General features: G+C 67.3%; 13 protein-coding genes and 1 tRNA gene. 5 read left to right on the forward strand and 9 right to left on the reverse strand.

Going from position 1 to position 12971, the window contains the following annotated elements:
• Positions 1-23: 23 nt before the first annotated feature.
• Together FBR43_RS14890 and FBR43_RS14895 are read right to left on the reverse strand one after the other, a co-directional pair.
• The gene (locus tag FBR43_RS14890; RefSeq protein WP_169542635.1) at positions 24-1301 is read right to left on the reverse strand and encodes a flippase; all 1278 of its coding nucleotides are present in this window, start codon (positions 1299-1301) and stop codon (positions 24-26) included.
• A 201-nt stretch (positions 1302-1502) separates the two neighbouring features.
• Positions 1503-1577 (reverse strand) — tRNA-Thr (locus FBR43_RS14895).
• Positions 1578-1672: 95 nt separating this feature from the next.
• Between FBR43_RS14895 and FBR43_RS16570 the strand changes: the two genes are divergently transcribed.
• Positions 1673-1798, forward strand: coding sequence for a hypothetical protein (locus FBR43_RS16570; protein WP_262708698.1), 126 nt, complete (start codon positions 1673-1675; stop codon positions 1796-1798).
• Positions 1799-1865: 67 nt separating this feature from the next.
• Here the strand turns inward: FBR43_RS16570 and FBR43_RS14900 are convergent, their stop codons facing one another.
• Together FBR43_RS14900 and FBR43_RS14905 are read right to left on the reverse strand one after the other, a co-directional pair.
• Entirely contained in the window at positions 1866-2264 is a 399-nt protein-coding gene (locus tag FBR43_RS14900; protein ID WP_136943823.1) for a cupin, read from the reverse strand.
• Complete coding sequence (locus FBR43_RS14905) at positions 2261-4057, reverse strand: aminopeptidase P family protein (RefSeq protein WP_136943824.1); 1797 nt, start codon at positions 4055-4057, stop codon at positions 2261-2263. Before FBR43_RS14905 ends, FBR43_RS14900 begins: the two co-directional genes overlap by 4 nt.
• Before the next feature lie 85 nt (positions 4058-4142).
• Between FBR43_RS14905 and FBR43_RS14910 the strand changes: the two genes are divergently transcribed.
• From FBR43_RS14910 to FBR43_RS14925, 4 genes are all read left to right on the forward strand, one after another.
• Positions 4143-6197 (forward strand): S9 family peptidase, encoded by a 2055-nt coding sequence (locus tag FBR43_RS14910; protein WP_136943825.1) that lies wholly within the window; start codon positions 4143-4145, stop codon positions 6195-6197.
• 116 nt (positions 6198-6313) lie between these two features.
• A complete protein-coding gene (gene lnt, locus FBR43_RS14915; protein ID WP_136944263.1) occupies positions 6314-7858 on the forward strand; it encodes an apolipoprotein N-acyltransferase in 1545 nt (514 codons plus the stop codon).
• Between the two features lie 68 nt (positions 7859-7926).
• Positions 7927-9111, forward strand: a complete 1185-nt coding sequence (gene metK, locus FBR43_RS14920; protein ID WP_136943826.1) for a methionine adenosyltransferase — start codon at positions 7927-7929, stop codon at positions 9109-9111.
• A 178-nt stretch (positions 9112-9289) separates the two neighbouring features.
• A complete protein-coding gene (locus tag FBR43_RS14925) occupies positions 9290-9916 on the forward strand; it encodes a LuxR C-terminal-related transcriptional regulator (protein WP_249276622.1) in 627 nt (208 codons plus the stop codon).
• Here FBR43_RS14925 and FBR43_RS14930 read toward each other — a convergent pair.
• From FBR43_RS14930 to rpmF, 5 genes are all read right to left on the reverse strand, one after another.
• Complete coding sequence (locus tag FBR43_RS14930) at positions 9913-10290, reverse strand: MerR family transcriptional regulator (protein WP_136943827.1); 378 nt, start codon at positions 10288-10290, stop codon at positions 9913-9915. The genes FBR43_RS14925 and FBR43_RS14930 overlap by 4 nt on opposite strands.
• Positions 10291-10301: 11 nt before the next feature.
• Positions 10302-10601, reverse strand: a complete 300-nt coding sequence (locus tag FBR43_RS14935; RefSeq protein ID WP_136943828.1) for an integration host factor subunit alpha — start codon at positions 10599-10601, stop codon at positions 10302-10304.
• Between the two features lie 88 nt (positions 10602-10689).
• Complete coding sequence (locus FBR43_RS14940) at positions 10690-11652, reverse strand: beta-ketoacyl-ACP synthase III (RefSeq protein WP_136944265.1); 963 nt, start codon at positions 11650-11652, stop codon at positions 10690-10692.
• 8 nt (positions 11653-11660) lie between these two features.
• Positions 11661-12692 carry a phosphate acyltransferase PlsX gene (gene plsX, locus FBR43_RS14945; RefSeq protein WP_136943829.1) on the reverse strand — a complete coding sequence of 344 codons (1032 nt, stop codon included), beginning with the start codon at positions 12690-12692 and terminating at the stop codon, positions 11661-11663.
• Positions 12693-12724: 32 nt separating this feature from the next.
• On the reverse strand, positions 12725-12904 hold the full coding sequence (rpmF, locus tag FBR43_RS14950) for a 50S ribosomal protein L32 (RefSeq protein ID WP_136943830.1): 180 nt from the start codon (positions 12902-12904) through the stop codon (positions 12725-12727).
• Between the last annotated feature and the right edge of the window lie 67 nt (positions 12905-12971).

Below are 12971 nucleotides of genomic sequence, written 5' to 3' on the forward strand. Positions count from 1 at the left end.
ACTTCCCGGCAACGGCCGCCTTCCTATACGCGCAAGCCGAAGGTGCGTAGCTGCCCGCGGAAGATCGGTCGAGTAGCCGGCATCAGCGCGTTGAGCCCCACGTTGGAGATCGCCTGCGCCGCCAGATAGCTCCAGGCCGCGCCGACCACACCCATGCGCGGTACCAGCAGCAGGTTGAGGGCTATGCTGACCACAAGACCTGCCAGTGCCTGATACAGCCCATGGCGCATCAGCCCGGCATTGATGAGCCATGCGTTGGTCGTCTGCCCCAGCGTGCCGAACACGCCGGCCCAGGCATAGACCGCCAGCACCGCCGCGGCACCGGCATAACGCTCGCCGTAGAGCAGCGTGACGATCGGCGATGCAAACAACGACAGCGCCAGCGCCACGACGATCGACAACCACACCAGCGGACGCATCACCCGCAGGATCGCGCGCTCGTACACGGCAGCCGACTGCGCATAGCTGCGCGTGAAGAACGGCACGGCTGCGGTCATCACCGCGGTCGGCAGGAAATACCATAATTCGGGCAAACGGATCGCCGCGGCATAGATGCCGACTGCGGCGTCGTCGCGATAGGCCGCGATGACGAGCTGGTCGACCCGCATGTACGCCGCAATGGCCAGCGTGCGCAGCAGCAGCGGCCAGCTCTCGTGCCACAAGCGTCGGGCCTCGGCCAGGCTGGCGCAGCGCGGATGCACGCTCAGACCGCGGCGCCGCGCATAGAGCAACAGACCCGATGCCACCGCCGCAAACTCGAGGACGATCAGCGCGGCGAAGGCCTCGATCGGCGCGCCGAGCAGGATCGCAGCGCATTTCGCCGCGGAAAAGAGAAGAAACACGCCATTGCGCAACAAGACGACCGGGCGGACGACGAAATGTGCCTGAAAGCGATAGTCGATGACGTCGAACGCTTGCGGCAGCAGCCCTGCCGCCAGAATGGCGACCACGATCAGCGCGCGCGTGTCGCCGGGGCGCGCAACGCCGACGAGCGCGAGCGCAAGCATTATCGCGATCAGGCCGCCACCCAGCCGCATCAGCAGTGCGGTAGCGACGATCTCCTGCTCGCGCTTGGGCTGCCGCACGATGTCGCGCACGGCGATATCGGCGAGTCCCATCACCGCGAAGGCGGTGAAGATAATCACCAGCGCCTGCCCGTAATTGAGCAGCCCGAAATCGGCTGGGCCGAGATACCGCGCGATCCAGACGAGCACGAACATGCCGACGCCGAGCCGCATCAGCTTGTCGCCTACCAGCCATCCGGCGTTGGCGATCAGCCGGCGTGCGTCGCCCTGTGCCATTCGCCCGACAATGGCTCGCAACGGGCGCGGCACAGCAAACAGACGGACGCTCCTTGGTTGATCGGCAGCCGCGTCCGCGGCGCGGACGGGCTCAGCGCGCCTGTATCGCAACGGCGCACGTTTTGGCAGACCCCGCGTCATGCGCCGATGCTGCCCGCACAAGGTCGCGACCTGAACGAACCGCAGGTGCTGCTGGAAAAATGGTGCTGCCGGTGAGGATTGAACTCACGACCTCAGCCTTACCAAGGATGCGCTCTACCACTGAGCTACGGCAGCACCGGGTCGCCTGCGGCGGGCGCAAGCGAGGGGGCGCCTATGATCGGGGCACCCGTGATTGTCAAGCGAGGGCGCGGCAGGCTATCGCCATCGCGATGGAAACGCCCGACCAACGCCAGGCAAGGCTCGCGCAGGCGCTGCGCGACAATCTGCGGCGCCGCAAGGCGCAGGCGCGAGAGCAGGTCGCGCCCGATCGGCCGCCAGCCGACAAACCCGACTGAGCAGGCAGAGTCTGTTTCAGCAAAGCTGAGGCAACGCAGCACCAGCGAAGCTGAAAACGACTCCAGATCAGCGTGCGCGGTGCTCGGTGCCCGCGCCTGCCGTCACGAACAGCGCGGTCGCTTCCTCCTCGACATCGGCGGTATGCCACACGCCGCGCGGGTTGATTGCATAATCGCCCATGCCGAGGCGAAGCGTCGCGACCGTGCCGTCGGCATGCTCTTGGTGCAGCGTCATCGCGCCGCCCACGCACACCACCAGCTCCTCGCCCGCGGGATGCATTTCCCACATCGTCCAGTTGGCATCGAAGCGATAGAGGCTGACCAGCCGCCCCTCGGCGCCGTCATTCGCGGTACGCGCGGCATAGCCCTCGTACCATGCCATGCCGTCGAATGCCGGCTGCGCCTCGGCCGTGGCGCCTAGCCCCAGATGGACGAACTGCGCGAATAGCGAGGGCACCTCGGTCATGCCAGCGGCGCGCATTTGGCGGCGAGCCAGGCCCGGTGCTCAACGTCGAGCGTCGGCCCGACGCGGTCGAGCACCTCGGCGTGATATGCATCCACCCAGGCGCGCTCAGCTTCGGTCAGCAGGTCGGCCGCGATCAGGTCGCGCTCGATCGGCACGAAGGTGAGCGTGCGAAAGCCGAGCATCGCACGGTCGGCGCCGGCGATCTCGCGCGGCTCGACGAGGATCAGGTTCTCGATGCGGATGCCGTATTCGCCCGCCTTGTAATAGCCCGGCTCGTTCGACAGCATCATGCCCGCGCGCAGCGGCTCGGCCGGACCGCCGCCGGGATAGTTGGGCGCGGCGATGCGCTGCGGTCCTTCGTGTACCGCCAGATAGGCGCCGATGCCGTGGCCGGTGCCGTGCGGAAAGTCGAGACCGGCTTCCCACAGCGGCCGCCGCGCGAAGCCGTCGATCTGGCCGCCCGTCGTGCCCTCGGGGAACATCGCGGTCGCAATGGCGATATGGCCCTTCAATACGCGCGTGAACCGATCGCGCATCTCGGCGGTGGGTTCGCCGATCGGCACCACGCGCGTGATGTCGGTGGTGCCGTCGAGATACTGGCCGCCCGAATCGATCAGGAAAAGCTGGCCGCGCTCGATCGGCAGGCTCGACTCCTCGGTCACGCGGTAATGCGGGATCGCGCCGTGCGGTCCGGTGGCCGAGATGGTCGAGAAGGAAAGGTCGCGCAGTTCGCCCGTTTCTTCGCGGAAGGCGCGCAGCTTCGCCGCCGCCGTAAGCTCGGTTTCGGTGCCCGCCGAGCCCGCCGCCTCGATCCATTTGAGGAAGCGGATCATCGCGCCGGCGTCGCGTAGCTGTGCGGCTTCGTGACCGGCCACTTCGGCGACGTTCTTGATGGCCTTGGCGAGCACCACGGGCTCGCGCTGCGCGACAATGGTGGCGCCGCCGGCATCGAGCGCATCGAAGATCGCCGCCACCGCGCGCTCGGGATCGGCGACCACTCGCTTGCCCGCAAGCCCGGCGAGCGCCGGCGCGAAGGCAAGCCGATCGTGAACGCGCACGGCATTGCCCAGATGGCGGCGCACCTCGTCGCCGAGCTTGGCGGCATCGACGTAGAAGTCGGCGGTCGCGTCGGCGTGGACGATGGCGTAGCTGAGCGCCACCGGCGTGCTCTCGACATCGAGGCCGCGGATGTTGAGCGCCCATGCGATCGAATCGAGCGCCGAGAGCACCACGGCATCGGCGCGACGCTCGGCAAGCCAGCCGGCGATCTCGTGGCGCTTGTCCGCCGACGAGCGCCCCGCCAGCGCATCGGGATAGGCGGTAAGCGGCGCGGTCGACGGTGCGGGACGATCGTTCCACACGGCGTCGACGGGGTTGGTGGAAACCGCCACCAGCGTGGCGCCGCGATCGGCGAGCGCGCGCGCGGCCTCCTCGACCCAGGCGCGGGTGTGCAGCCACGGATCATAGCCGATGCGTGCGCCGTCGGGTGCATGTTCGGCCAGCCACTCGGCCACGCTCGTCTGCGGCACGGGCACATAGGCCCAGTGATCGGGCGAAACCTGCTCGCGCACCTGCAACGTATAGCGCCCGTCGGTGAAGATCGCCGCCTCGGCCGAGAGCACCACGGCGGTGCCCGCCGATCCCTCGAAGCCCGTCAGCCAGCCCAGCCGCTGCGCATAGGCGCCGACATATTCGGACATGTGTTCGTCGGTCAGCGGCACGACAAAGCCGTCGAGCGACTGGCGTGCAAGCTGTTCGCGAAGCGCGGCGAGGCGCGCGGCATGTGTCGACATCGGAACTCCTGATCCCCGCTACCGCCTGCGGGCATGGGTTGGGTGAGGGCCTTTCTTCTTCGTTGCCCCGCGCTATGTGCAAGCCATGTCCCTACCCCAGCCCCCCATCGCCCCGCAACGCCCGCACAGCTTCACCGCGCATGGCCACACGATCGACGATCCCTGGGCGTGGCTGCGTGATCCGGGCTACCCGACCGTCACCGACAAGGACGTGCTGGCCTATCTCGAGGCCGAGAACGCCTATCACGATGCAGTGATGGCGCCCTTGAAGCCGCTGGCCGACACGCTGTTCAAGGAGATGCGCGGGCGCATCAAGGAGGACGAGGCGACGGTGCCGCAGAAGGACGGCGACTGGCTCTACTGGTCCGATTTTGAAGAGGGCGGCGAATATCGCCGCTGGTGGCGCCGGCCCGTGGCGGGCGGCGAGGACCAGTTGTTCCTCGACGAGCCGGCGCTGGCTGAAGGCAATGAGTATTTCCGCTTGGGCGCATTGTCGGTCAGCCCCGACGGGCGGCTGCTCGCCTATGCGATCGACGTCGATGGATCGGAGCGGTTTGAGGCGCGCGTCAAGGATCTGGAGACGGGCGAGCATCTGTCCGACACCATCCCCGGCACGCTCGGCGAACTGGTGTGGACCGCCGATTCGGCCGCGTTTCTCTACACGCCGGCGAACGAGCAGTGGCGCACCGACCGCGTGATGCTGCACCGGCTGGGCGAAACCGAGGACCGGCAGCTCTATTTCGAGGCCGATGAGGGCTTTCGCGTCGGCGTGAGCGAAACGCAGTCGCGACGCTTCATCGTCATCGCCACCGGCGATCATGTCACCAGCGAGGTGTATCTGCTGCCCGCCGACGATCCTTCGGCACCGCTGCTCTGCGTCAGTCCGCGCAAACCGGGCCGCGAATATGATGTCGACGAGCATGACGGCACGCTGTTCATCCACACCAACGATACCGACCCCAATTTCCGGCTGGTGACGGCGAGCATCGCAGCGCCCGGCGAATGGCACAAGCGCATCGCGCCCAGCCGTGATTTCTACATGACGGGCGTGACCTGCTTCGCCGATTTCTTCGTGGTCGAGGGGCGCGAGAACGGCCTCGATCAGATCGAGCTGCACCGCTACGAAGGCGGCGCGCCGACGCGCATCGCGTTCCCCGAGGCGAGCTATGTCGCCGGCGTTGGCGACAATCCCGAATATGCAATCGAGACGCTGCGGCTCGGCTATGAGTCGATGGTGACGCCCGGCACCGTCTATGACTATCATCTCGCCGACGGGCGGCTCGAAACGCTGAAGGTTCAGGAAATCCCTTCGGGCTATGATCCTGCGCGCTATGCAACCGAGCGGCTGAGCATCACTGCGCGCGACGGTACGCAGGTACCCTGTTCGATCGTCTACCCCGCCGGCTTCCCGCGCGACGGCTCAGGCAAGCTTTATCTCTATGCCTATGGCGCCTATGGTTATGCGGTACCGCCGGGTTTCTCGACCAGCCGCATGAGCTTTCTCGATCGCGGCGTCGCCTTCGCCATCGCGCATATCCGCGGCGGCGACGATCTGGGCCAGCAATGGTATCTCGACGGCAAGCTCGACAAGCGCACCAACAGCTTCACCGATTTCGTCGACGTGGCGAAGGGGCTGATCGAGCGCGGCTTCACCCGCGCCGGCAACATCGCCATCGCCGGGCGATCGGCAGGCGGCGAGCTGATGGGCGCGGTCGTCAATTCGGACCCCGAATTGTGGGGCGTGGCGGTGATCGACGTGCCCTTCGTCGACGTGCTCAACACGATGATGGACGCCAGCCTGCCGCTGACGCCGGGCGAATGGCCCGAATGGGGCAACCCGATCGAGGACAAGACGGCGTTCGAGCTGATCCGCAGCTACAGCCCCTATGACAATATCAGGCCGCAGGCCTATCCGCCGATGTGGATCGGCGGCGGACTGAACGATCCGCGCGTCACCTATTGGGAGCCGGCCAAGTTCGTCGCCAGGCTGCGCGCGACGCGCACCGACGACCATGTGATGGTGCTCAAGACCAACATGGGCGCGGGACATGGCGGCAAGTCGGGCCGGTGGGAGAGCCTCAAGGAAGCCGCCGAGGAAAACGCCTTCGTGCTGTGGCAACTGGGTGTCGAGGCGCCCTGATCGCGTCTTCACCGTTCACCCCGGGCCATCCTGCAAACGACCAAGGAACGACAGTGCTTCGACAGGCTCAGCACGAACCGATCGCGGCGACCTGGACCGATCGCGCGCACCACCCCATCGCGCTGATCCTCATCGGCGCGGCGGCGGCGTGCGGGTTCGCGCCGCTCGAGCTGTGGCTGCTCACCGTGCTCGGTCTCGCCTGGCTGGCATGGAGCGCGCATCAGGCGGCCAGCCTGCGCGGCGCGCTGCTGCGCGGCTGGTGGTGGGGCCTTGGCCATTTCACCATCAACAACAACTGGATCCAGCACGCCTTCGATTTCCAGGACAAGATGCCGCCGGTGCTCGGCTATTTCGCCGTGGTGCTGCTGGCGGTGTATCTCGCGGTGTATCCTGCGATCGCCGCGGGGCTGGCGTGGCGGCTGGCATCGCCTCGCGCGGCAGGCGATGCGTCGACGCCGCCGGGCGGCGCCTTTGCGCTGGTGTTCGGCGCCGCGTGGATCGCCAGCGAATGGCTGCGCGCGACGATGTTCACCGGCTATGCCTGGAATCCGGTGGGCGTGGTGTGGCTGCCGGTGCCGGGCGTCTCGTGGCTCGCGGCATGGATCGGCACCTATGCGCTTTCGGGCCTCACCGCGCTGGCCGGCGCGGCGCTGATCGTCGCGCGCTTCGGCGGGCGGCGGCTGGCGCTGGGGGTATGGGCCGTGCTGTCGCTGGCGGCGGTGGCGGGGCTGTTCGTGCGCGACGCCACGATCACCGCTACCAACGACACGCCGCGCGTGCGCGTCGTCCAGCCCAATATCGGCCAGGAAGCGGTGCGCAGCGAGGACTATGACGCGCGCGTGCTCGGCACGCTGGCGATGCTCTCGGGCACGCCGCAGCCCTTCCCGCGCCTCGTGGTATGGCCCGAGGGTGCCGTGAACTACTTCATCGAGCCCGGCTATCCCGAGCGTTTCTACTGGAAGGGCGATCCGCAGCTGATCCGCCAGCGGATCGCCGCCGCGCTCGGCCCGCGCGACCAAGCGCTCGTCGGCGGCAACGCGCTCGCCTTCGATGCCGCGGGCGAGGTTTCGGGCATCGGCAACAGCATCTTCCGCGTCGGCCCCGATGCCACGCTCGGCGCGCGCCGCTACGACAAGGCGCATCTGGTGCCCTATGGCGAATATCTGCCGATGGCATGGATTCTCGAGCCCTTGGGCTTGCGGCGGCTGGTGCAGGGCGAGGTCGATTTCGTCCCCGGGCCCGGCCCCCAATCGCTTGGCGTACCGGGCTTCGGGCGAATCGGCATGCAGGTGTGCTACGAGATCATCTTCTCGGGCGAGACCGTGGACCGCGCCGACCGGCCCGACATGCTGTTCAACCCCTCGAACGATGCATGGTTCGGCACTTGGGGGCCCCCGCAGCATCTGGCACAGGCGCGGATGCGCGCGATCGAGGAGGGTCTGCCCATCTTGCGATCGACGCCGACGGGCATCTCGGCGGTGATCGATGCGCGCGGCCGCCTCCTTGCGAGCGTACCGCACGAGACGGCGGGCGCCGCCGAGACGGTGATGCCGCCGCCGCTGCCGCCAACGCCCTTCTCGCGGATCGGCAATCTCGCCGCGCTGCTGGTGGCGCTGGTGATGCTGGCGGGCGCCGTTGCCATCAGGCGACGCGCACGCTAGGGGCGGATATAAGGATAGCTTTATATCTTGAAGTCCCGCGCTGCGGGCTCGAACAGACGAGGAATAGCATGCGCTCCGACTATCTCTTCACTTCCGAATCGGTTTCCGAAGGCCATCCCGACAAGGTAGCCGACCAGATCTCGGACGCGGTGGTCGACCTCTTCCTGTCGCGCGATCCCGTCGCGCGCGTCGCCTGCGAGACGATGGTGACGACGCAGCGCATCGTGCTGGCCGGCGAAGTGCGCTGCGACCAGGACAGCTTCCCGACGCTCGACGAGATCGAGAAGGCGGCGCGCGATACGGTCAAGCGCATCGGCTACGAGCAGCACGGCTTCCACTGGCAGACCGCCGATTTCGCCTGCCACCTGCATGGCCAGTCGGCCGAGATCGCGATGGGCGTCGACGAGAGCGGCAACAAGGACGAAGGCGCCGGCGACCAGGGCATCATGTTCGGCTTCGCCTGCGACGAGACGCCCGACCTGATGCCCGCGACGCTCTATTACTCGCACCGCATCCTCGAAAAGCTCGCCGAGGATCGTCACGCCCGCGTCGTCGATTTCCTCGAGCCCGACGCCAAGAGCCAGGTGACGCTCAAGTTCGAGAACGGGGTGCCCACCGGCGCCACCGCGCTCGTCGTCTCCACGCAGCATACCAAGGCGCTGTCGAACGACGCCGGCCAGAAGCGCCTGCGCGACTATGTGATGACGGTGTTCGAGGAAGTGCTGCCGCAGGGCTGGATGCCCGCCGACCAGAACCACATCTACGTCAATCCCACCGGCCTGTTCGAGATCGGCGGGCCCGATGGCGATGCCGGCCTTACCGGCCGCAAGATCATCGTCGATACCTATGGCGGTGCCGCCCCGCATGGCGGCGGTGCATTTAGCGGCAAGGACCCCACCAAGGTCGATCGCTCGGCCGCTTACATCAGCCGCTATCTGGCCAAGAACGTGGTGGCCGCAGGGCTGGCCAAGCGCTGCACGATCCAGCTTTCCTACGCCATCGGCATCGCCGAGCCGCTTTCGCTTTATGTCGACACCCACGGCACCGGCAGCGTCGACGAGGCGCGCATCGAGGCCGTGCTGCCCAAGCTGGTCCGCCTCACCCCCAAGGGCATCCGCACGCATCTGGGCATGAACAAGCCGATCTATCAGCCCACTGCCGCCTATGGCCATTTCGGCCGCAAGGCCGAGGGCGACCGGTTCACGTGGGAGCGCACCGACCTCGCCGAGGCGCTGAAGGCCGAGCTAGGCTGATCTTCGGGCAGAATGTTCGCGAAAAGGGGCGGTCGGCATCATGCCGGTCGCCCTTTTTGCTGGGCACGTTCTCGTATCGGGAACGATACGATCGGGCTGGGCGTTTGCCATCGGTTCGGACGCGTTCTCTGCGCCGGTTATTCTGGATCAACTCGGGTTTCGGCGATAACATAGCTTCATGGCGACGAGTGCACCGCAGCTCAGCATGATCGAGCCCGAGGTCGAGGCGATGATCGCGCACAGCCCGATCGCCTCGGTCATCAGCAATCCGCGGATCGACGACAATCCGATCGTCGCCTGCAACGAAGCATTCTGCGAACTCACCGGCTATCCCGTCGATGAGGTCGTCGGGCGCAACTGCCGTTTCCTTGCCGGCGAAGGTACCGAACCGTGGCTGACCGAGGAAATCCGCACCGGCGTGCGCGAGCGCCGCTCGGTGCTGGTCGAAATCCTCAACTACAAGCGTGACGGCACGCCGTTCCGCAACGCGGTGGTCGTCGCGCCGATGTTCGGCGAGGATGGCGAGCTGCAATATTTCCTGGGGTCGCAGCTCGAACTGCCCGATGGCGTGCCCGGTCCCTCGACCACGCGCCGCATCCGCGCCGCTGAAACGGTGAAGGCGCTTTCGGAACGCCAGCGCCAGGTGCTCGAGCTCGTTGCCAAGGGCCTGCTCAACAAGCAGATCGCCGGCGTGCTCGGCCTGTCGGAAAAGACGGTGAAGATGCACCGCGCGATCGTGATGGAGCGGCTCGGCATCAGCCGCTCGGCCGAAATGGTGCGCGTCGCGGTCGAAGCCGGGCTCTAGCCCGCGGACTTTGCATCCTGCGCGAGCGCGGCCGAGAGCATCGCACGCAATGCCTTCAGCTCTTGCGTCGGCGCTGCCACCGGCGGCTCGGCTTCGACATGGTTCGTCGCGATGGCGTGCCCGCCCTTCTCGCTCGACAGCAGCTTCTGCACGCCGCCGATGGTATAGCCCTGGCGATCGAGCAGATCATGGATGCGGCGGACCAGCGCCACGTCCTCGGGGCGATAATAGCGCCGCAGCCCCGCGCGTTGCAGCGGGCGCAATTGCGGGAAGCGCTGTTCCCAATACCGCAGCTTGTGCTGCGGCAGACCCGTTTCGGCCGCAAGTTCGCCGATCGTGCGATATGCTCCTGCCGCCTTTTCAGGTCCGGCCATGCCGCGCCCGCTCAGGTGCCCGCGACGATGCGCTCGCGCATCATCTGGCTGGCCCGGAAAGTGAGCACGCGGCGCGGCGCGATCGGCACTTCGACGCCCGTCTTGGGGTTGCGGCCGATCCGCTCGCCCTTGTCGCGCAGGATGAAGCTGCCGAACCCCGAAATCTTGACGTTCTCGCCCTCGGACAGCGCTTCGCACATATGCCGCAGGATCTGCTCGACCAGCGAGGAGGAATCGGCACGCGACAGGCCGACCTCGCGATGCAGCGCATCGGCAAGATCCGCGCGCGTCAACGTCCCACCAGCCTCCATTGCAAGCCTCCCGTTTGCGATCTGTCTTCGAAAGGCTGCGTAACACATTGCGCGGGGTGCGCAAACAGGCGGGCGCCGCCCGATCGCCTCAATATCGGACGACCGCAGCCCCCCAGGTGAAGCCGCCGCCCATCGCCTCGAGCACGAGCAGGTCGCCACGCTTGATCCGCCCGTCGCGCACCGCCGCGTCGAGCGCGAGTGGCACCGAAGCGGCCGAGGTATTGGCATGCTCGTCAACCGTGACGACGACGCGCGCGGGATCGAGCCCGAGCTTCTTTGCCGTCGCCGAGAGGATGCGCGCATTGGCCTGGTGCGGCACCAACCAGTCGACCTCGTGCGAGGCGTGGCCTGCGACCGCCAGCACTTCCTCCATCACCGCCGCCAGATTGACCACGGCGTGGCGGAATACCTCGCGGCCCTTCATGCGCAGCTTGCCGACGGTCCCCGTCGTCGAGGGACCGCCATCGACATAGAGCAGCTCGTTGTGCCGCCCGTCGGCATGCAGCCGGGTCGCGAGGATGCCGCGATCATCGCTTTGCTGCGCCTCGAGCACGATCGCGCCGGCGCCGTCGCCGAACAGCACGCAGGTGGTGCGGTCCTCCCAGTCGAGGATGCGGCTGAAAGTCTCGGCGCCGATTACCAGCGCGCGGTTGTGCGCGCCGGCGCGGATCATGCTGTCGGCGACCTGCAGCGCGTATAGGAAGCCCGAGCAAACCGCCGCGACATCGAACGCCACGCAATCGTCGATGCCGAGCGCGGCCTGCACGCGCGTTGCCGAGGCGGGAAAGGTCTGGTCGGGCGTCGCCGTGGCGAGCACGATGAGATCGATGTCGCGCGCTTCGATGCCTGCCGCCGCGAGCGCCGCGCGCGCCGCATCGGTAGCGAGCGTCGCCGTCGTCTCACCCTCGCCGGCGATGTGGCGGAAGCGGATGCCGGTACGCTCGACGATCCACTCGTCGGAGGTCTCGACGCGCTCGGCGAGGTCGGCATTGGAGACGCGCCGGGCGGGAAGCGCCGAGCCGGTGCCCATGATGACCGCGCGCCGCGTCATCGCCCCGGTCACGCCGCGCGCGCTTCGAAATTGCCGAGGTCCTGTGCGATGCGCCGGCCCAGATCGTCGCGCACCATCTTGGCGGCGAGCTGGATGGCATTCTCGAACCCGATCTCGTTGGCGCCGCCGTGACTCTTCACCACCAGCCCGTTGAGGCCGAGGAAGACGGCGCCGTTATGATTGTTGGGGTCGAGATGGTCGCGCAGCAGTTCGGTCGCGGGCCGCGAGATCAGGAAGCCGATCTTCGAGCGGATCGAGCTACGGAATGCGCGCTTGAGCAGATCGGCGACGAAGCGCGCGGTGCCCTCGGCGGTCTTGAGCGCGATGTTGCCCGTGAAACCGTCGCACACCACCACATCGACCTCGCCGCGCGAGATGCGGTCGCCCTCGATGAACCCGGCGAACTCGAGCGGCAGATGCGCGCCCGAGCGGAGCTGGTTTGCGGCATCGCGGATGATGTCGGTGCCCTTCTGGTCCTCGGTGCCGATATTGAGCAGCGCCACCCGCGGCCGCTCGAGATCGAGCGCGGTGCGTGCATAGGCAGCACCCATCACCGCGAACTGCATAAGGTTGCGCGCGTCGCACTCGGTATTGGCGCCGAGATCGAGCATGACGGTATCGGTTTCGCCGAGCGAGGGCATCAATGCGGCGAGCGCCGGCCGGTCGATGCCGGGCATCGTGCGCAGCGCGACCTTGGCCATCGCCATCAGCGCGCCGGTGTTGCCCGCCGATACCGCGGCGGCGGCATGGCCCTGCTTCACCTGGTCGATGGCGATTCCCATCGACGTGGTGCGCGCACGGCGGATCGCCTGGCTGGGCTTCTCGTCCGAGGCGACGACTTCGGGCGCGTGCACCACCTGCGACGCCGCGGTGAGGTTGGGGTGGTTCTCCAGCCCCGCGCGAATCGCCGCTTCGTCGCCGACGAGCACGAACTCAAGGCCCGGCGCGCGCCGCCTTGCATGCGCAACGCCCGCCAGCATGACCGCCAGCCCGCCATCGCCGCCCATCGCATCGACGGCGATCCGTGCTTTCGACGTCATGAAAAGCGGCCCTTCGGACTTGGGAAGTGGTGTCAGCCCTCGACGCTGACGATCTCGCGGCCGTTATAATGGCCGCAGGCGCCGCACAGGATGTGCGGGCGCTTGAGCTCGCCGCAATTGGGGCATTCCTGGAACGATTCGACCTTCAGCGAATCGTGCGAACGCCGCATGCCGCGCCGCGACGGCGAAGTCTTTCTCTTGGGAACGGCCATCTCGGCACACCTTCTTCGTACGATATTGAGCGATTCTGGTCGCGAACCCCGCACCGATGCCGAATGG

It is taken from the genome of Sphingomonas baiyangensis, from assembly GCF_005144715.1.
In the GTDB taxonomy this organism is placed as follows: Bacteria; Pseudomonadota; Alphaproteobacteria; order Sphingomonadales; family Sphingomonadaceae; genus Sphingomonas; species Sphingomonas baiyangensis.

Bases quoted from the DNA above. Each gene is read 5' to 3' on its own strand.
- FBR43_RS16570 (WP_262708698.1), top strand. From the start codon at position 1,673: ATGGAAACGCCCGACCAACGCCAGGCAAGGCTCGCGCAGGCGCTGCGC.
- rpmF (WP_136943830.1), bottom strand. From the start codon at position 12,904: ATGGCCGTTCCCAAGAGAAAGACTTCGCCGTCGCGGCGCGGCATGCGG.
- plsX (WP_136943829.1), bottom strand. From the start codon at position 12,692: ATGACGTCGAAAGCACGGATCGCCGTCGATGCGATGGGCGGCGATGGC.
- FBR43_RS14935 (WP_136943828.1), bottom strand. From the start codon at position 10,601: ATGGAGGCTGGTGGGACGTTGACGCGCGCGGATCTTGCCGATGCGCTG.
- metK (WP_136943826.1), top strand. From the start codon at position 7,927: ATGCGCTCCGACTATCTCTTCACTTCCGAATCGGTTTCCGAAGGCCAT.
- FBR43_RS14925 (WP_249276622.1), top strand. From the start codon at position 9,290: ATGGCGACGAGTGCACCGCAGCTCAGCATGATCGAGCCCGAGGTCGAG.
- FBR43_RS14890 (WP_169542635.1), bottom strand. From the start codon at position 1,301: ATGGCACAGGGCGACGCACGCCGGCTGATCGCCAACGCCGGATGGCTG.
- FBR43_RS14910 (WP_136943825.1), top strand. From the start codon at position 4,143: ATGTCCCTACCCCAGCCCCCCATCGCCCCGCAACGCCCGCACAGCTTC.
- FBR43_RS14905 (WP_136943824.1), bottom strand. From the start codon at position 4,057: ATGTCGACACATGCCGCGCGCCTCGCCGCGCTTCGCGAACAGCTTGCA.
- FBR43_RS14940 (WP_136944265.1), bottom strand. From the start codon at position 11,652: ATGACGCGGCGCGCGGTCATCATGGGCACCGGCTCGGCGCTTCCCGCC.
- FBR43_RS14900 (WP_136943823.1), bottom strand. From the start codon at position 2,264: ATGACCGAGGTGCCCTCGCTATTCGCGCAGTTCGTCCATCTGGGGCTA.
- FBR43_RS14930 (WP_136943827.1), bottom strand. From the start codon at position 10,290: ATGGCCGGACCTGAAAAGGCGGCAGGAGCATATCGCACGATCGGCGAA.